General features: G+C 41.4%; 13 protein-coding genes and 1 tRNA gene. 8 read left to right on the forward strand and 6 right to left on the reverse strand.

The features are described 5' to 3' along the window. Nucleotides 1–16 precede the first annotated feature (16 nt). From OU792_RS11710 to OU792_RS11725, 4 genes are all read left to right on the forward strand, one after another. Nucleotides 17–1,339, forward strand: a complete 1,323-nt coding sequence (locus OU792_RS11710) for an MFS transporter (RefSeq protein WP_134199846.1) — start codon at nt 17–19, stop codon at nt 1,337–1,339. Next, nucleotides 1,336–2,808, forward strand: coding sequence for an NAD(P)H-hydrate dehydratase (locus tag OU792_RS11715; RefSeq protein ID WP_134199847.1), 1,473 nt, complete (start codon nt 1,336–1,338; stop codon nt 2,806–2,808). The genes OU792_RS11710 and OU792_RS11715 overlap by 4 nt, the downstream gene beginning before the upstream one ends. Before the next feature lie 61 nt (nt 2,809–2,869). Further along, nucleotides 2,870–4,057: an MFS transporter gene (locus OU792_RS11720; protein ID WP_134199849.1), complete on the forward strand. Its 1,188-nt coding sequence runs from the start codon at nt 2,870–2,872 to the stop codon at nt 4,055–4,057. Between the two features lie 67 nt (nt 4,058–4,124). Then, nucleotides 4,125–4,967: a DUF3667 domain-containing protein gene (locus OU792_RS11725; RefSeq protein ID WP_134199851.1), complete on the forward strand. Its 843-nt coding sequence runs from the start codon at nt 4,125–4,127 to the stop codon at nt 4,965–4,967. Between the two features lie 59 nt (nt 4,968–5,026). On the opposite strand, the gene asnS is transcribed toward OU792_RS11725, so the two are convergent. Next, nucleotides 5,027–6,478, reverse strand: a complete 1,452-nt coding sequence (gene asnS, locus OU792_RS11730; RefSeq protein WP_274670259.1) for an asparagine--tRNA ligase — start codon at nt 6,476–6,478, stop codon at nt 5,027–5,029. Nucleotides 6,479–6,654: 176 nt separating this feature from the next. On the opposite strand from asnS, the gene rpoN reads away from it, so the two are divergent. Both rpoN and OU792_RS11740 read left to right on the forward strand, forming a co-directional pair. After that, nucleotides 6,655–8,112 (forward strand): RNA polymerase factor sigma-54, encoded by a 1,458-nt coding sequence (gene rpoN / locus OU792_RS11735; protein WP_024283433.1) that lies wholly within the window; start codon nt 6,655–6,657, stop codon nt 8,110–8,112. Further along, nucleotides 8,112–8,732 (forward strand): hypothetical protein, encoded by a 621-nt coding sequence (locus OU792_RS11740; protein WP_026946977.1) that lies wholly within the window; start codon nt 8,112–8,114, stop codon nt 8,730–8,732. Before rpoN ends, OU792_RS11740 begins: the two co-directional genes overlap by 1 nt. A 27-nt stretch (nt 8,733–8,759) precedes the next feature. On the opposite strand, the gene OU792_RS11745 is transcribed toward OU792_RS11740, so the two are convergent. Further along, nucleotides 8,760–9,503, reverse strand: a complete 744-nt coding sequence (locus tag OU792_RS11745) for a porin family protein (protein ID WP_026946976.1) — start codon at nt 9,501–9,503, stop codon at nt 8,760–8,762. A gap of 178 nt (nt 9,504–9,681) precedes the next feature. Between OU792_RS11745 and OU792_RS11750 the strand changes: the two genes are divergently transcribed. After that, nucleotides 9,682–9,755 (forward strand) — tRNA-Arg (locus tag OU792_RS11750). A gap of 150 nt (nt 9,756–9,905) precedes the next feature. After that, complete coding sequence (locus tag OU792_RS11755) at nt 9,906–10,169, forward strand: hypothetical protein (RefSeq protein WP_274670260.1); 264 nt, start codon at nt 9,906–9,908, stop codon at nt 10,167–10,169. Between the two features lie 30 nt (nt 10,170–10,199). Here the strand turns inward: OU792_RS11755 and OU792_RS11760 are convergent, their stop codons facing one another. The 4 genes from OU792_RS11760 to yaaA form a co-directional block, all read right to left on the reverse strand. Next, nucleotides 10,200–11,432 carry an MFS transporter gene (locus OU792_RS11760; RefSeq protein WP_026946974.1) on the reverse strand — a complete coding sequence of 411 codons (1,233 nt, stop codon included), beginning with the start codon at nt 11,430–11,432 and terminating at the stop codon, nt 10,200–10,202. 105 nt (nt 11,433–11,537) lie between these two features. Beyond that, nucleotides 11,538–14,279: a hypothetical protein gene (locus OU792_RS11765; RefSeq protein WP_274670261.1), complete on the reverse strand. Its 2,742-nt coding sequence runs from the start codon at nt 14,277–14,279 to the stop codon at nt 11,538–11,540. A 110-nt stretch (nt 14,280–14,389) separates the two neighbouring features. After that, nucleotides 14,390–17,824, reverse strand: coding sequence for a T9SS type B sorting domain-containing protein (locus OU792_RS11770; RefSeq protein WP_274670262.1), 3,435 nt, complete (start codon nt 17,822–17,824; stop codon nt 14,390–14,392). Nucleotides 17,825–17,966: 142 nt separating this feature from the next. Next, on the reverse strand, nt 17,967–18,719 hold the full coding sequence (yaaA, locus tag OU792_RS11775; RefSeq protein WP_274670263.1) for a peroxide stress protein YaaA: 753 nt from the start codon (nt 18,717–18,719) through the stop codon (nt 17,967–17,969). Nucleotide 18,720 lies beyond the last annotated feature (1 nt).

The raw sequence follows: 18,720 nt of genomic DNA on the forward strand, positions 1-18,720 counted from the left end.
TAGCTTTTTTTCTATAATGGCAGTCCTGATAAAAAATAAGCGGCAAGTTCAAAATGCCTGGGCCATGTATGATTGGGCAAATTCGGTATATAGCCTAGTCATTACATCTACCATTTTTCCAGTTTATTACAATTCCGTTACTAAAGGAATTGACGGATCAGAACTTGTTTCATTTTTTGGATTTGAAATCATCAATACGGTTCTGTATTCGTATTCTATATCTTTTTCCTTTCTAGTTATAGCTTTGATCTCTCCTATTCTATCTGGTATAGCCGATAGTAGTGGGAAGAAACTCGAATTCATGAAGTTTTTTGCCTATCTAGGTTCTGTCGCCTGTGTAGGTCTTTTCTTTTTTGAGGGAGATAATTTGGAATGGGGAATTATCTGTAGCGTAACAGCAAGTGTTGGTTATGCGGGGAGTATTGTGTTCTATAATGCTTTTCTTCCTGAGATATCAAAAGAGGATGAGTACGATTTACTAAGTGCCAAAGGCTTTGCCCTCGGATATATTGGAAGTGTGGTGCTCTTGGTAGTGAACCTTTTAATGATTCAAATGCCTCATCTTTTTGGTATTCCTGAAGGGGGGATGGCTGCTAGGATTTCTTTTTTGATTACTGGAGTCTGGTGGGCTGGGTTTTCCCAAATCACCTTCAGATACCTTCCTAAAAATCCTTACAATAAAAGAATAAAGAGGGAATTGTTCTTTTCTGGTTATCAGGAAATAAGAAAAGTTTTTCGTTTGATCAAACAGATGCCCTTTACAAAGCGATTTCTAGCTTCTTTTTTCTTCTATTCCATGGGGGTTCAGACGGTCATGTACCTAGCCGCCACCTTTGGAGACAAAGAACTTGGACTGCCTGGAGATCAATTAATAATTACCATTCTCATTATCCAATTCGTGGCTATTATTGGTAGTTATCTTTTTGCTTTCATCTCGAAGAAATTCGGAAACAAAACTAGCCTTATCATCATGGTTCTAATTTGGACGATGATTTGTGCTGCAGCATACTATGTTTACAATGTGTATGAGTTTTTTGCTTTGGCCTTTGTGGTCGGTCTTGTGATGGGGGGGATTCAGTCCCTTTCTAGATCTACCTATTCCAAATTGATTCCTCAAAGCACTACGGATCATGCCAGCTTTTTCAGTTTTTATGATGTCACTGAAAAAATGGCAATTGTGCTCGGTACCTTTTCCTACGGTGCAATCGAACAACTAACAGGAAGCATGCGGAATTCGGCACTTTCACTTGGGATTTTCTTTCTTGTAGGCTTAGGGTTTTTATTTTTAGTTTCTATTCCAAAACGTGAATTAGCTGTAAAAACAGAGGAGGTTTTATGATACGGATTCTTAAAGGAGACGCTGTCAGCAAACTGGACCAGATGCATTGCAAAAGAAGTGGGCAGTCAAGCTATGAACTGATGGAAACAGCAGTTCTAGGCTTTATCCATTGGTTTGAGGAACAGAAATTTACTGGTCAAGAAATTTTCATCTATGTGGGTGGTGGAAATAATGGAGGAGATGGTCTTGGAATTGCCAGGCATTTACAGCAAAGAAACTATCAGGTAACGGTAGTGCTTTGTTTCAATGATGAAGTTGATATTTCTGCTGATGCCAAAATCAATTTTGACAGATTACCAGAAGGCGTAAGCAAAGTAAGCTTTGAAGATTTTGACTTTCCCTCTAAAGGTATATTTATAGACGCTTTCTTAGGAGTTGGCTTGAAAGGCAAGTTGAGAGACTCGGCTCGTCCGATAGTTGATTCTTGGAATAAGCAGCGAGGATTAAAAATAGCCATAGATATTCCCAGCGGTCTTTTATCAGAGGGAGTTGTAAATGATAAGAGTTTGGTTGCATGTGCGGATTACACGGTCACATTTGCCTTTCCTAAGCTTTCCTTATTATTTCCCGAAAACGCCCAAGTCGTTGGTGAGTTAGTACTGGTAGATATTGGAATAGCCGATAGTTTATACCAAGAGTTTGAATCTGATATATTTTATACCCAAAAGAAGGACATCCCAGAGAGACACAAACGGTTTCACCGATTCTCGCACAAGGGAGATTTTGGGAGAATATTGCTGATTGGGGGAAGTCTGGGGAAAATGGGAGCCGTCGTTTTATCCGCAAAAAGTGCACTGCGGACTGGGGCGGGTCTTGTGACTTGTCAAATTGATGAATCAGAACGTTTTATCATACAAGCCTCAGTTCCCGAAGCCATGGTTATTGGGGAAGATTTCAAAGATTTGGATGCTTTTGATTCGATCGGTGTAGGGCCTGGCTGGGGAGTTGACAACCGAGAAAAGCAACTGGAGTTTTTACTTAAATCCTTTTCAAAGCCGATGGTCTTAGATGCAGATGCATTGAATGTATTGTCAAGAAATCCGGAATTGATGTCACTTCTTCCAAAAAACTCAATTCTTACTCCTCATTTGGGTGAGTTTGAGCGGCTAGTTGGCAACTGCGTCAATCATCCTGACCGGATGAAGAAAGCTTCAGATCTTGCAAAGAACTATCAGATTGTTCTTGTGCTCAAAGGAGCAAATACATTGATAAGCCTTCCTGATGGAAGACAGCTTTTCAATAGTACTGGGACGCATTTTATGGCTACTGGTGGGGCTGGAGATGTCCTGACAGGAATGATCACAGCTTTTTTGGGAATGGGCTATAGTCCTGAAAATGCAGCTATCTGCGGAGTTTTTTATCATGGACTAGCAGGAGAATATGCAGGAAAAATCAGATTTCAGGGAACCATAGCATCAGATATTATTGAGCAAATTCCCCGTACTTTTGAATTCGTTGAGAATTCTTAAATATTTTTCTCTCAAAGCAAACTAACCTGGAAATGGATGGGTTTTCGGATAAAGGATTTTTATGAACCGTGAAAAATTGCTGCTTTGGACTTTAGCAGCTATCAATTTTATCCACATTGTGGATTTCATGATCTTGATGCCATTGGGGCCTCAATTGATGCGGCTATTTGAGATATCTCCTAGTGAATTTGGTTTATTGGTATCATCTTACACCTTCAGTGCAGGGATTTCCAGTTTTTTTGGAGCATTTTTTTTAGATCGATTTGATCGTAAGAAAATCCTTTTTTGGGTTTATGTAGGCTTTACGGTAGCAACTTTAGGCTGCGCACTTTCTCCTAGCTACGGTATCCTACTTTTAGCCAGGATCTTGTCCGGATTGTTTGGAGGATTGACTTCGGCCTTGATCTTAGCGATTATAGGTGATGTGATTCCTGATGCCAGACGGGGAAGAGCCATGGGATTGGTCATGGCGGCCTTCTCGGTAGCTTCTGTGCTTGGGGTTCCGCTTGGACTGTTTTTGGCGGGGCTATCTGATTGGCATACGCCTTTTTTCATCTTGACAGGACTTTCTTTAGTCAGCTTAGGGATGATATTTCGATTCATTCCCAATATTGCCGATCATCTTGGGCAGGAAGTTCAAAGACCCCATCCGCTCGAAGTAGTAAAAAGAGTGACAAGTAATTCTAATCAAATGCGTGCCATTACTTTGTCGGTCATGATGATGTTTGGTCAGTTTATGATTATTCCGTTTTTGAGTCCTTACACGGTAGCCAATGTAGGTTTCACTGAACTTCAATTGACTTATATCTATATGGCTGGAGGCGCTTTCACCATCTTTACTTCACCATGGGTAGGGAAGATGTCTGATAAATACGGAAAGCTCAAAGTCTTCACCATTTTTATGTTTCTAAACGTCATCCCCATCGCAGTGATCACCAATCTAGGAGTAACTCCTATCCCTTTTGTATTGATGATTTCGACGATGTTCTTTGTGACCTCCAATGGACGCTATGTTCCTGCAGCCGCGATAATCACGGGTACTGCTAGACCTGAGAATAGAGGTAGTTTTCTGAGTTTCAATTCGGCAGTGCAGCAAATGGCTACCGGGCTAGCTTCCCTGATTGCAGGGATGATCATCGGTGAAAATGCCCTTGGCCAGCTTACAAACTTTAACCTAGTGGGTTATATCGCGATTTTCTTCAGTCTCCTTTGTATTCCTCTTGCCCGAAGGGTGAAAGTAGTAAGTTGAAAAAACTCGATTGTTTGAATTGATACAATTATTCGAGATATTAATCTTCTCGGAAATTGTTTTATCGATGGTTGACCAAAGGAATGTTTGCGTAAGGTGTGGTGAAGAGCTAAAAGGCGTGTTTTGCTACTCTTGCGGAGAAAAAAAACTCGAAAGGAAGGATAAAAAGCTCAGTCATTTTTTTGAAGAATTGATTGCCTCTGTCTTTGTCGCCGATGGAAAGTTTCTTTCAACGATCAAATTATTGATTACTCGGCCAGGAGAACTGACTCGGAATTTTGTCATAGGGATTAGGAGAAAATACCTCTCACCACTCCAACTCTTCTTTTTTGCAAACCTGATCTATTTCATATTCCCCATTATCTCTACATTCAACACTTCTCTGGAAGTCCAGATGTATCAATTGCCCTATAGCAGCCAAATTGAAAAAGTTGTAATCACACATCTTGCGAAGAGTGGCGAGAATAAAGAGCTATTTAAAACGAATTACGAACGAGTTTCAAACTCCAATGGGAAACTCTTACTAATTATTCTAGTCGTATTGCAAGGACTGTTTCTGAAGCTGCTATTTTTCAAAAGAGAGGATTTGTACTTGATTGATTTTTTTGCAGGTTCAGCCTATTTCTATGGCTTTTATATTCTATTCGCTTTAGTGTTATTTCCTGCCTTATTTAATCTGGGAGTTGGCTTGTTTTCATTTTCCATCGGAGGGATGATGAATGAGGCGACTTTATCGATCATTTTATTGGCTGTTGTGATTGTCTACATGTATGCTTTAATCAAAGGTGCATATAGTACATCCAAAGCAGGAGCAATTTGGAGAAGTTTGCTGCTAGGTGTGTTTCTGATTCCAAGCTTTATTATCTACCGATATATTCTTTTTTGGGTCACTTTTTGGATGGTGGTCTAATCCTTTGCAAAAAAAATCCCCAACCTTTCAGTCGGGGATCTTTACTTGATTGATTTTTCTTAAAATTCAGCGTTCCCTGGCGTCCTTGGGAAGGCAATGACGTCCCGGATATTTCCCATTCCAGTGACAAATTGCACCATTCGCTCAAAGCCCAAACCAAAGCCTGCGTGTGGAGTAGAACCGAATCTTCGTGTATCCAAAAACCACCACATTTCATCAGTCGGAATTCCAAGCTCCTCCATTCGGCTGACCAAAAGGTCCATTCGCTCTTCACGCTGAGAACCTCCCACGATTTCTCCTATCCCTGGGAATAGAATGTCCATTGCTGCTACGGTTTTGCCATCTTCGTTCTGTCGCATGTAGAAAGACTTGATCTCTTTCGGATAGTCCGTGAGAATCACTGGCTTTTTGAAGTGCTTTTCTACTAAATAGCGCTCATGCTCCGATTGCAAGTCAGCTCCCCATTCCTCGATCAGGTATTGGAATTTTTTCTTTTGATTAGGCTTGGATCGCTTTAGAATGTCGATAGCCTCGGTGTAGGTGATCCGTACAAAATCATTTTCAGCTACAAACTTCAGCTTTTCGATCAAGCCCATCTCCGAACGCTGATCAGCTGGCTTGGACTTCTCCTCATCAAAGAGGCGATTTCCTAAAAACTTCAGATCTTCCTGGCAATTATCCAGCGCGTAGTTGATCAAATATTTCAAGAAATCTTCTGCCAAATCAGCATTATCCTCGGCATCATAGAAAGCCATCTCTGGCTCAATCATCCAGAATTCAGCCAAATGTCGGGTGGTATTGGAGTTTTCGGCCCGGAAAGTAGGTCCGAAAGTATAAATCTCAGAAAGAGCCAATGCAGCCAATTCTCCTTCAAGCTGTCCAGACACCGTCAGGTTCGCTTCTCTTTCAAAGAAATCCTGCTTAAAGTCTACCGATCCATCTTCCGTTTTAGGAGGATTTCCAATATCTAGGGTGGTTACCTTGAAGGTCTCACCGGCCCCTTCCGCATCGGACGCTGTAATAATTGGGGTATGGATGTAAAAGAATCCCTTATCATTGAAGTACTGATGCACGGCAAAAGCCAAGGCATGTCTTACACGGAATACAGCCCCGAAGGTATTGGTGCGCATTCTCAGGTGGGCGATCTCTCTTAGAAACTCCAAGGAATGCTTTTTCGGTTGAAGGGGATATTTTTCCGGATCTGCTTCCCCGAGCACTTCAATGCTGTTTGCATGAAGTTCAGATGTCTGTCCCGAACCTTGGGACTCGACTACAGTTCCGGATATTTTTAGGCATGCGCCTGTCGCACATTTCTTTAAAATTTCCTCCGAAATCTGATTTGGATCGGCTACTACCTGATAGTTGGTGATGATGGATCCATCATTCAGAGCGATGAAAGACACATTTTTATTGCTTCTTCGGGTACGTACCCAGCCCATGATTGTGACTGATTCTCCGATCGGACTCTGCTCCAATAAGGTTTTGATTTTGACCCGTTTGTTGAATGCCATGTTTGTGAATTTTGAGTTTTTACTTAAAAAGGGAAGCCCTTTTAAGTGGTTTGCAAAAAAACGATTAAATAAGCTTTTTATCAAAAATTTGCTCCTTTTTCCTAACTTTGAATTCAAGGCTTTTTCACTTGAAAAGGCTTTTTTTAGACCCAGATAAAAGGTTTTATTCCGTTCAAATGCAGAAGTTACACCTCAGTCAGTCACTCTCTCAGAAGCTTTCACCGCAGCAGATTCAATTTATCAAACTGCTACAGGTACCTACTGCCGAACTCGATGCTCGTATCGAGGAGGAGTTGGAGATTAATCCTGCCTTGGAAGAGGGGAAGGAAGAAAAGGAGGATGCAGCCGCTGATGAGGATTTTGAGGACTCTTATGAAGAGGATCTCGGTGTGGATGATCGGGACATCAACTTGGATGATTACCTCGATGACGAGTACAGTGGGTATAAAATGCAGGGAGATGGAAATTACAATCCAGATGAAGAGGATCGTGAGATGCCGATATCATCCCAATCTTCCCTTCATGAGCAATTAATTCAGCAGCTTAACTTCCTCAGACTAGATGATAGACAGCGAATCATTGGTCAGCAATTGATAGGAAGCATCGAGAATGACGGATATATCCGTCGCGACTTAGAGGCGATCATCAACGACCTTGCTTTCAGTCAGAATATTGAAACCGATATCGATGAGCTGGAAGAAATATTGATAAAAATTCAAAATTTTGATCCTGCTGGAATTGCTGCCCGCAACCTTCAAGAGTGTTTGCTGATTCAGTTGGAGCGTAAGGAGCATCCCGATGACCCGGTGGTGCAGCATGCTATTCGGATTTTGCATGATTGCTTCGATGAGTTTACCAAGAAACATTACTCCAAAATCCAACGGAAATGTGATCTCACTGAGGAGGAAACGAAAGAAGCGGTACATCTAATCACGCACCTAAACCCCAAACCCGGAGGAACTTCGGATGGTTTGGTAAGGACTCAATACATTATTCCTGATTTCATATTAGTCAATAATGGCGGAAAACTTGAAGTCAGTCTCAATTCTAAAAATGCACCCGAGCTTCGAATATCCCGGTCTTATGCCGAGATGTTTGACGCTTATGATAAGTCCGACAAAAAGGATAAAAAGCTAAAGGAAACGGTCTCTTTTGTCAAGCAAAAATTGGATGCAGCGAAGTGGTTTATAGATGCGATTAAGCAGCGTCAAAATACGCTTCTTCGGACCATGCATGCGATTATTGACTACCAAAAGGAGTTTTTTGTTGATGGTGACGAAACAAATCTGCGTCCAATGATTTTAAAGGATATAGCAGAGCGAATTGATATGGATATTTCTACCGTTTCCCGAGTAGCGAACAGCAAGGCTGTCCAGACAGAATTTGGGGTATATCCATTGAAGTACTTTTTCTCTGAAGGGATATCGACAGACAGTGGGGAAGATGTCAGCAATCGGGAGGTGAAGTCAGTCCTTCAGACCATGGTGGATGAGGAAGATAAGCGTAAGCCGCTTTCCGATGACAAGTTGGTTAAAATGCTGAATCAAAAAGGATATAATATTGCCAGAAGAACCGTAGCGAAGTATCGAGAGCAGCTGCAAATCCCTGTGGCCAGACTTAGAAAAGAATTGTAGTGGAGAGAGCGATAGCCCTGGTCATTTCCATCGTATTTCAACCTTTGATTGTACCGACCCTGGTTTTTGGGTTGATCTTATTTGGAGTGCCTGAGGCGAGCAGTGTTCCTGCCTCCTTTAAGTTGAGGATTTTCTATTTGATTGTCTTGTCCACCTTGGTGATTCCTATGCTGACCATTTTTGGGTTGAGGCTTAGCGGAACAGTCAAAAGTTTGCACATGCATACGATAAAAGATCGTGCGATTCCTTTTTCAGTTACCACCGTCTATTTTTTAATGACCGTCTATTTCATGTTCAAAATAAATGAACTAGATCCAATTCTTTGGCAGTCACTTGGTGTGATTGCTTTGGTAGTATTGGTTTTGACCGTAGTTACATTTTTCTGGAAAATGTCTGCTCATATGACCGGTATTGGAGGTTTGGTAGCGATAGTGGTCGTGTTAGGTTTGAAGTTCACTAACTTCCAAGTGCTCTACCCATTGCTGCTATCTTTGCTTTTGTCGGGGGTTGTGGGGTCTTCGAGACTGTACTTAGATGCTCATAAGCCCGTTGAAATTTACGCGGGATTTATTTTTGGCTTCTTGGCCTGTTTTGTAGGATTTCTGTGGGTGTGGGCATAAAAAAACCGGGCTAAACCCGGTTTGAAATTAGAAAAGATTGACGGCCACTCCGAAGCTTATTTGTTGTGCTTCATTATTGCCGGGACCTTGATTCTCTTGGAACATTCGATTCAGACCGAAATAACTCCATGCATAAAAGCCAGGTGAACCAGCCTTCAGCGTAATTCCATACCTGATTTGTTCGAATCCGTAGTTTTGTGAGTCTTTTACCTTTCTGGTGAGTCCATTCTCGTCTTCATAGGTGATTTTGCTGTGTGCGTTGTATAGGATTCCCACCTTACCTCCAACCGAGACCCGAAATCCTCTGCTGTAGTTAGATTTGTTGAAATGGTAGGTAAAATCTAGAGGAACATCAAAGTAACTTAGAGCAAAAGTATTTTTGTTGACTTGGATGTTTTCTCCATAGACTTCGGTCAAATCTAAAAGTTGACTTGACTCAGGTCCTTTTTCAGGGTCATTAAATAGGTTTCTATCATTTTGAAAGGCTAATTTGTCTGTGCCAATACCAAAACCAGGATTGAAAGTGACTCCAGAATTTTCCCCAAAAATGCGAAAAGGGTGCTGATAGTAAATGTTGAATGTCTTAGAACCAAAAAATCGGGTGCTCAAATCAGCAGGTCGATTGTTTAGCAGGTTAAATCCAAACTCAAGAACAAGATCAGAAGGAATATTCGGCCTTCCCCCTATTGGGACTTTAGGGCCTGTTTTTTCCTGTGCCTGTGCGGTAAAGATCAGTGATAGGGCGAATAATAATCCGAGTATTTTTTTCATCAAAATGCTATTATAATCATACTAGTGCGGGCAAAAATAGAAAATCCCTAAGGATTAATCCTGATTTTGTCCTTAATAATTCTTAAGTATCGCCGAAGATAAGTTGAGATATTTTTAAAAAACCTCGATCATGTTGTTTGGATAAAATCCATTTACTCGTACCTTTGCATTCGCTTTCGGCCTCGTAGCTCAACTGAATAGAGCACCTGATTACGGCTCAGGAGGTTTCAGGTTTGAATCCTGACGAGGTCACTAACAGGCCCAACCATTTAGGTTGGGCTTTTTTTTATTTAAAAAAGCTTCTCTTTTGAAAGTGAAGCAATATCAAAGGATCTATTTCTTTTGAGAGTAGCTTTTTTTTTGGTGATGATTGAGTTACTTTGAATTCGAAATAGAGACCCAATGAAAGTCGGTAGAATTTTAGCAGGTGTATTCGTTGTTGTTGTACTCAATTCATGTGATAGCTGGTTTCAGGATATTGGCTTGAAAGATATCAAGCGAGTCGATGGGCCTTGTACGATAACTTTGGTAGACGGTACTGTTATAGAGACTCCATATAGCTTGGAAATAAGCATTCGAACTGAGGCGATTACCTACCGGGATGAAGACCGGAAACTTTGGACGGTCTTCCGAGAGGAATATGAAAGTTACTTTTGTCAGGAATAAAAAAAGCAGCCCGAAGGCTGCTTTAATTTTTTAATGGGCTCCTGCGGCGCTGACTGCAGGTTTGCTTCCTTTTTGCCAGATAAATAGGATGATAAATAGGACTATCAAAATTGCTGGGAACATGGTTAGTTTCAACAGCGTTTCTTGACCTGTCGCAAGTTCAAGTTGTGCTCCAGTTAGCCCTTCAGCAAGATTGGATGCTCTGGCGGAGTCAATCCAGCCTCCAATAATGGGTTGCCAAATAGCGGTAGAAAACATTCCTACACCTCCGATGATTGACATACCCAATGCCCCACTCAGTGGGACTCGCTGAGCAACTGCTCCAACCATCACAGGCCAGAAGTAACCTACACCTAAGGCAAAAACGATAGCTGCGACATATGCAACAGGTCCTGTAACCACGCTGAACATGTAAGTTCCAATGGTAGCTAGAATAGCTCCACCCAAAAGAACCCCGGTCTGTCCAAGTTTACCTACCACTGGCCCTGCAAAGAATCTAGCAACGGCCATTACACCAGTTGTCAAGGCTAGGATAAGCATTCCGCTAGCTCCTGAACTGTCCAATACTACATTTGCCCATTGCTGAGTACCAAATTCTGTGATAGCAGTAATAGACATACAAATAAACAGGAATATGTAAAGCGGGCTGATCATTGCTTTGACATTGCTTGAGATAGAAGTAACTCCTTCTACAGAAGGCTTTGGGAATGCTTTTCCAAAGAAAAGAACCGCATAGGCGATGGTTGGGATCATCATTACCCAGATTTGTGGCTGCCAGCCAAGACCAGCGTCCGTCATGAATTTCGAGATCAATGATCCTAAAACGATTCCTCCAGGGAACCACATGTGGAATCGATTGAGCATTTTATTCATTTTCACACCGGTGTACATATCCGCTATCATTGGATTACAAGCAGCTTCGGTACAGCCATTTCCAAATCCGATAAATAGGGTGGAAATCAGTAATGTGGTATATCCCCCAGCAAACAGGGTCATTAGAATTCCTAGGGTGTGAGTGACAAAAGCGATATTCATGATCATTTTTGGTCCCACTTTATGATAAAAAAGGCCCCCTAAGATCATGGATATCGGGAAGCCTAAGAACCACATGGAATTGATAAAGCCCAGTTGCTCAGCACTAAGCCCAAAGTCTTCACCCAGTTGGGGGAGAATTCCAGCTCGGATAGCAAAGGTAAATGCCGTGGTAATCAAAGCCAGGCAGCTGGCATTGAAAAGCGCAGTTCGGTTAATTGCTTGTGACATAGAAATAGGTTTTTTGGATTAAGGTTGATAATGCATTCGATTGCAGGCCATCAAAATAGGAAAAATATCGGACTCGAACTTTTCCGATAATAAAAAAAATCCTTCCTATTCAATCACAAGTAGCGAGCCAATTAGCTTTTCTTCAAACCCGTAAATAGGATTTCGAAGGAATAGGACCACTGTTAGGGTTCCGATAGAAACTTTTTCTCCTCGTATAGTTGTCCCAGACCAATTGAAAAATGGGGATTCTACAGGGATTTCTTTCGACTCTTCATGGTAGATGAGCTCTCCAATTCTATTGTAAATGAAAAGCTCTGCTTCCGTAACGCCTTCACTTACTAGTACTCTGAAATCCCGATTTGAATCACCAAGAACCATAGCATTGGGCATGATCACACTGAAGTTGCAGGCATCAAATGTTCTGAATTCTCCGACAAACAGGCAACCATCAATAGTCACAACTTCAAGTTGATAAGTTCCCACTTGAGTAGGCTTGTAGATTGGAGTTGTGGAAACTAGATCACCTTCAAAATACCAAGCATATTCTTCGAAAGAACCTGGATTGATACCAGGAAGTGTATTTTCCTTTGAACAGATAGCATAAGTGTCTTCCAGCTCAGGTCCAGAGATTAAAGTGGATACGCTTACTTCAATGAAGTTTCTTCCTATTTCGCAGCCAATATCATTAAATACAATAGCCTCATAGCTTCCTGCTCGATCCACTGTCAATTCGTAAAGACCACTGTACTGAGGCAAATCCTCTCGATTGTCATTTAAGTCGAAGAAAATCCATTCAATCCGGTCGACCTCATCCTCATCGGTTGTTAAAGTAATCACCGCTGTGGCCGGGTCAGGACAAATTTTGGTAGCTTCCAATTCTACTGGAACCGAAAGTACCGGGGGTTCTACACTAAATGGGATTGGTTCGATTTCACAAAATCCACTTGCTAGTGGTTGGACAGATAAGGTGTAATTACCTACCGCAGTTGGATAGAACAATTCGCCTCGACCCACGATTTCTCCATCCTCATTCAGCCAACGGATAGAGGTCTGAGCAATATCCAGGTCTTCGACTGTAGCTCTATATACCTGATTTCCAAAACAATCTTCCTCGAAAAGCTCCAAGTCAAAATTGATTTTTTGATTAAGACTTGCCTCGAAAGTCACCTCTCTTGGACAGTTTCCATTATTTTGATTTGACTCGCCTAAGAGGGTATAAGTCCCGGATTTATTCAGTAGAAATGATTCCCCTGAGCCTGCTGTAAAAATATTACCCTCCGGATCCTGAAGTGTAAAAATCAAATCCTCCGAGGTTTCTGGGGTAAATTCAAATTCCTCGCAAATAGCAATTGTACCAGGATTACTGAAAGATACCTGAGGCTGACGATCAATAGTGATTTGCTCGACTGGATAGGTACAGCCATCTACCTTAAGTTCCACTAGATATGTTCCGCTGGATAGATTGAGCTCTAGGCTGGATTGATCTTGAATTTCTCCTGCGGCAACTTCACCAGTACCAAGTGCCATAATTCTATAGTCCCCATTTACTTCACCTTGGGCAAATTCGAGTCTAAGTTTGCCAGGGATAACTCCTCTCTCTCCGCAACTCTCGGGCTCGACTTGATAGCTTGGCTCCTGAATAGTAGGTGTATTTCCATCTACAATAGGAGGCTCTTTGGTTTCGAGGTTTAGAAGTGTACTAAACTTGCAACCATTGCTGTAGGCAAGTATGGTGTAGATTTGAGGATCAAGATTGCTCAAAATAAAGGAAGACCCTGAGGAAAGACCTACATTGAGATAGTCTCTTTCTACCACCCGAATCGAATCAAGGTTACTAAGAGCTGTAATTTCAAATGATCCGTTTGGTTCGACACAATTATCTGGTTTTTCCAGCACAGTTGCTTCCAGCTCCGGAGCTTCTCTTACTTCGAAACTTATTCTTCGCTCTGACCTACAATCAGAGTATCGCTCATCAATTGCGGAGAAAATTGCCGTATAAATGCCGGGTTCTTCTATTTCGCTTGACGGCAATGAAACCTCAAAGGCAGAGCCTAAGGCTTCAGGATTAGAACCTCCAGGCTTGATCAAAAACCAATCACCAGGAAGAGGTGTGTCTGTAGATAGTGTCTGGGACTCTCCTTGACAAAGTGAACCCTTGTCAAGTTGGAGCTCGAAATCCAATGAAGGCCCCACATATGTTGAACCATTGATCAAACATTCTGCAGCGCCTGTGCTTGAAACTTGGAAAAGCTCTACTTTATAAAACCCCTCCCGGCTTACTAAAATGGTGTTTTGATTGCCAATGATATTATCTCCCAAATCCCTCCAAATAAAAGTGAACTCACTTAGATTAGGTGTTTCTGGATCAATAGCGGTAAGCTCGACTGGATTATTTCCACAAATGAGATAATCGGGGAGCAATGCCAATTCAGGTCCTTTCTGAACAACCACAGCCTGACTTTCCTCATAAATAATTTGTGTGGCACGCCGAACCCGAAGGGATACTCGATGGGTTCCAGTTTGATTGAAAGCGATTTTTACTGTCTCAAAAGCTGCTCCACCTCCTGTGCGATTAAAAATTTCATTCCCACTTGGATCAGTGGCTATCCAAGTATACACATCTCCAGGGGCTCCACCAGCGCTGAAAGTGCCTATCACCCCTCCAAATACGATGCATAGTGTCTCTGGACCAATCAGTTGAGGGTCAGCAAATTCAGAATAAGGTAAGGGAGAATTTGGATCGAGGTTTTTATTTTGGCCAAAAGGAGAAAAGGCCAAAAACAAAATGATCGTTCCAAGTATTCGGTTCCCAATCTTCCAAAGAGGAAATTGAGCCTTGGCTTGCACGGATAATCTTTTTAGGGTGAGGGGCAAAATTAGGGCCTTTTGCCGGATCTAAGTATAGATTACTTTCCAATTCAAAAAATGAGCCAAGTCTTTCATTTTTTTGATGATATTCAGTCGATTACCATCAAAGAGCCTAATTGAGTTTTATTGATGTTTTTTTCATAATTCACCAGATTGATTCGAATACTATAAGCACCATTCGGTATTTTTTCTCCTCTGTAAGTTCCGTCCCAAAGACAGGTTGACTCCTCGGTGATCAATTGGTCATTTTTACAATGAAAGATTAATTCTCCCCACTGATTGAAAATCCATAATTCCAATTCATCCACCAAATAATTCGTGTAGATCAAAAATGGTTTTTGATTGTCCTGAGGGGTGATTGCCGTGGGAAATTGTACTCGAAGTTCACACTCTTCTTCTGTTTCGAAGCTCGCCGAATATGTGCATCCTTCAAGACTTGTTACGATCAAATCAAAATTTCCTATCTGAAGTGGCTTAAAAGTTGGTGATGTGGAGACTAATTGATCCTCAAAATACCATTCGTAGGAAGCGAAATTTCCCGGATTTATTTCAGGAGCTATTTCCAAGCGTGGACAAATTTGGTAAACGGAGTTCACATCTGGTCTTACCTCGTCTTGACTCCTTAAGATTAATATTTCCTCTCTTCCCAAGAGACAGGGTATGTCGTTGAATACCCTGGCTTCATACGTTCCCTCCAAGCTGGCTGAAATTTCCCGTTCATTCGTAAGGTCGTTCAGTTGTCTCTGATTCCCATCAGGATCGGTAAACCACCATTCGATGGTAGTGATTTGCTCAAAATCGCTCTGAACGGTAACTAGTGCACTACTTGCATCTGGGCAGAAAGGCTCACTCGTCAAAGAAACATCTACTGATAACACTGGCTCAGCAATCTCAAATTCGATGGGTGAAATTTCACAAGGAGTAGACCCTGCAGGCTGGACTTCCAAAGAGTATGAACCAGGGTTTGTGATTGTTAAGGTTTGGGCTTGTCCTAGGAGATTTCCGGTATTATCCCTCCAAAAGAAGACGACATCCTCTGCGGAATAGTTCTGTAATTCGGCTGAATACAAACTGCTACCATCACAGAACTCTTCTACCAAAACTGGCTCATAGAGGACCGGCTGTACTCGGCTGACCAAGATTTCCTTTTGTTCAGGGCAGAATGGAGTTGGACTATTTTGGTCAAAAGCCAAAAAGGTATAAACCCCTGTTTGATCTAGGACTATTGATTCTCCGGTCGAAATCTCGATTGTTGAGCCTGAAGGGGTGGTAATAAAAAAGTCAAGCTCCTGATTGGTGTCCGGTGTCAATTCAAATCTTTCACAAATTGTCAATTCGGAGGGGATATCAAAAGCCACTTTTTCAGGTGTTAAATCAAGCTGTACAGTGGCGCGTCCAAGTTCGCATTCCTCCACACTGATGCCAGGTATGAAGCGAAAAACAGCCACTTCATAGGTTCCACCTACTCGTGTTTGTATTTCGTTTAGATCATTGAATTGGGGTAATTCGACGATTTCTCCAGCCTCATTAAATCGTCTCCAACGGATGTCAGTTACCTCATCTGGAAAAGTAGTTTCCAAATTGACAATAGCTTCAGGACCAAATTCACAGAGTTTGGTTGTAGTGAGTGATATGTCCACGCTCAATACTGGCTCCCTTACCTCAAAAGGAATAGGGTCATTGGAGCATGCAGTACTATTAGAAGGCTGCACATCAAGTCTGTATGTGCCAGTGGAAACGGGGTTTAGGAATTGTCCTGTACCCACCAAATCTTCATTTTCATCAAACCAAAAGAAGTCTACCGTTGTGGGATCTCTTCCAAAAATATTCGCTTCGAAAGTTCGGTTGCCAAAACAATCTTCACTGATCAATACCGGCTCAAAAGTAACTGGTTCGACTTTTTCTACTTGAATTTCTCTTGTAACCGGACAGATGACAGATTGGCCCGGAATTCTTCCAACTAGCGTGTAGGTTCCTTCATCCAAAATGCTAAAACCTTCACCGCTTTGCTTAATTTCTTCGGAACCATCTGGATACGTAAGTGTGAATTCCAGATTTTGGGAAGTTTGTGGGATGAGTTCAAATTCATCACAAATGGACAAAAAAGTCGGGGAAGTGTAGGAAACTAAGTTGAGGCTTTCTATTTCAATCTTTTCGGATTGAGGAAGATTACAAAGGGTTTCATCATACAGTTCAAAAAAATAGTTTCCTCCCGATACGGAGAGGGTAAACTGGTCTGTATCTGGAATTGGATTATCAATTAAAAGAACTCCTCTTTGATTAAATAGGCGATACCCACCATTTGCACTTGGGTTATCCAGTTTTACGGTAAAGCTGCCCTCAATCTTACCAGTATCCGTACAAGCTTCTCCAATTTCATCAATGATTTCAAATTCTAATTGATCTGGCGGATTATTTAGAGGAACGATTGCAGTTAGCGTATTAAAACAATTTCCTAACTGTCCAAAAATGGAATAAGCCCCGGACTTTAGATTTGGTATCTCGATAATATCACCTTCCAAAATGTCGGATTCCGAAAAGCCTGAGCTTTCTACGGTCAACTGATCAATAGGGGTGAGTGCTCGGATAAACAGTTTACCATCTGTCCCCGAACAACCGTCGGCACTTTCTGCACTGACGAATTCAATTTGAGGTTCTGGATTAAAAGTAAAAGGCCGGGATGTTTCGATTTTGCAATTGGGATTGTTGGGATCGGTGAGTTCAAAATATACCAAGTAGTCTCCATTACCATTTAATGCTGAATTGGGATTGATAGTAATTTCCTCACCCGAAGTAAAAAAAACCTTTCCTGGATCCTCTATTTTTTCAAAAAACCAATCGCCTGAGATAGGAGGGTCTGACGAAAAAGAGATTAATTCTGTAGGGCATATTTCCGATTTATCAGATAAAATAATGAAAGCCCCTGTATCTAAAACCTCAGTGGAAATGGTAGTCTCGCACTCTAGGTTTCCTTCAGAATCTAAAAGAAAAAACCGGACAGAGAAAAATCCAGGAGTTGATATACTGATCGTATTTTGATCACCAATCAGATTATTGTCCTCATCTAGCCACTCAAATTGATATTCCTCAAATTCTGGGCTTTCAGGGTCCAGGGCAACTAAATCTAGGCTTTCTCCTGCGCAGAGAAAATTATTTTCTTCAAGTAGGATGTCCGGACTGGGAACCAATTCAACCTCTTTGAGTTCGGAACCTATAGATATTCCTCCTCGGAGAATTTCTAATTGTATTTGGTAAATTCCGACATCTGAAAAAGTAAAGGAAATGGTCTGAAAGCCTCCTGTGCGATCGAACTCAACTTCTCCCGAAGGAGATGTTATTTGCCAGCTATAAACATCAGTTTCGGGAATTCCACCTCCGGAGAAAGATCCAATCACGGTGCCGAAATAGTTGCAAATCCGATCAGGACCAAAAATTAAGGTTTCATTGGTGGTTTTGTAGGTAGGTTCATGTGATTTTTTTTCAATACGGGAGATATTACTCAAGTCCATTTGAAGGAAGAGCATAAAAAAGGTAATCCATAAAACCGGAACTGAAGACCTCAAGGGGATTAAATTAAAAAGCGTTGAAAATCAGATCTTAAAGATACAAAAATGTATTTGGGCCAAAAAAAGCCCGGGTTAAATTAATTAACCCGGGCTCAGGATATTATCTCACAAATACCCAATCCTGATCCGAACTTAGTGGTTCAGAAAATTCATAGCCTTCCAGATTGAAGGTTTTTAATTTTTCTGGATCGGTGAACTTATTTTTTATGGCAAAGTCTGTCATCATTCCTCTTGCTTGCTTTGCAAAAAGTCCAATGACTTTATACTTACCATCACGATGTTCTTTGAAGTGAATGTTGATTACAGGCGATTTTAAAGCTTTGAGATCTACTGCTTTAAAGTATTCTTGGGAGGCAAGGTTTACAATCGGACTACCTTCAGCAACAGCATTGATTGCTTTGGCAATTTTGCTTCCCCAATATTCGTAAAGATTGCTCCCTTTTTTGGTTTCCAATCTTGTACCCATTTCCAATCGATAGGGCTGTATAAGGTCAAGCGGCTTCAAAAGTCCATATAGACCAGAGAGTATCCGAAGATGATCTTGAGCAAAATCAAATTCATCTTCAGTATAATTATCTACATCGATTTTGGTGTAGACATCTCCTTTGAAAGCCAGAAGTGCTTGTTTTGAGTTATCTTGAGTAAAATCTTTTTGAAATGTCTTGTATCGCTCCTCGTTCAGGTTTGCCAAATTTTCGCTGACAGACATCAAGTCTGCGATTTCTTTGGCAGACTTTTTCTTCATCACTCCTACAAGTGATTTGATATCTGTAGTAAAATCCGGTTTTGAATATTTTTCGAAATGGGGAGTGCTGTAATCTAGAGTTTTTGCGGGTGAAATTAGGATAATCATA

Origin of the sequence: Algoriphagus sp. NF (assembly GCF_028823735.1) — a bacterium.
Taxonomy (GTDB): domain Bacteria; phylum Bacteroidota; class Bacteroidia; order Cytophagales; family Cyclobacteriaceae; genus Algoriphagus; species Algoriphagus marincola.

Excerpts from the sequence above, each read along its gene's own strand:
- OU792_RS11710 (WP_134199846.1), top strand. The coding sequence starts at position 17 with ATGGCAGTCCTGATAAAAAATAAGCGGCAAGTTCAAAATGCCTGGGCC.
- OU792_RS11715 (WP_134199847.1), top strand. The coding sequence starts at position 1,336 with ATGATACGGATTCTTAAAGGAGACGCTGTCAGCAAACTGGACCAGATG.
- OU792_RS11720 (WP_134199849.1), top strand. The coding sequence starts at position 2,870 with ATGAACCGTGAAAAATTGCTGCTTTGGACTTTAGCAGCTATCAATTTT.
- OU792_RS11725 (WP_134199851.1), top strand. The coding sequence starts at position 4,125 with ATGGTTGACCAAAGGAATGTTTGCGTAAGGTGTGGTGAAGAGCTAAAA.
- asnS (WP_274670259.1), bottom strand. The coding sequence starts at position 6,478 with ATGGCATTCAACAAACGGGTCAAAATCAAAACCTTATTGGAGCAGAGT.
- rpoN (WP_024283433.1), top strand. The coding sequence starts at position 6,655 with ATGCAGAAGTTACACCTCAGTCAGTCACTCTCTCAGAAGCTTTCACCG.
- OU792_RS11745 (WP_026946976.1), bottom strand. The coding sequence starts at position 9,503 with ATGAAAAAAATACTCGGATTATTATTCGCCCTATCACTGATCTTTACC.
- OU792_RS11755 (WP_274670260.1), top strand. The coding sequence starts at position 9,906 with ATGAAAGTCGGTAGAATTTTAGCAGGTGTATTCGTTGTTGTTGTACTC.
- OU792_RS11760 (WP_026946974.1), bottom strand. The coding sequence starts at position 11,432 with ATGTCACAAGCAATTAACCGAACTGCGCTTTTCAATGCCAGCTGCCTG.
- OU792_RS11770 (WP_274670262.1), bottom strand. The coding sequence starts at position 17,824 with ATGCTCTTCCTTCAAATGGACTTGAGTAATATCTCCCGTATTGAAAAA.
- yaaA (WP_274670263.1), bottom strand. The coding sequence starts at position 18,719 with ATGATTATCCTAATTTCACCCGCAAAAACTCTAGATTACAGCACTCCC.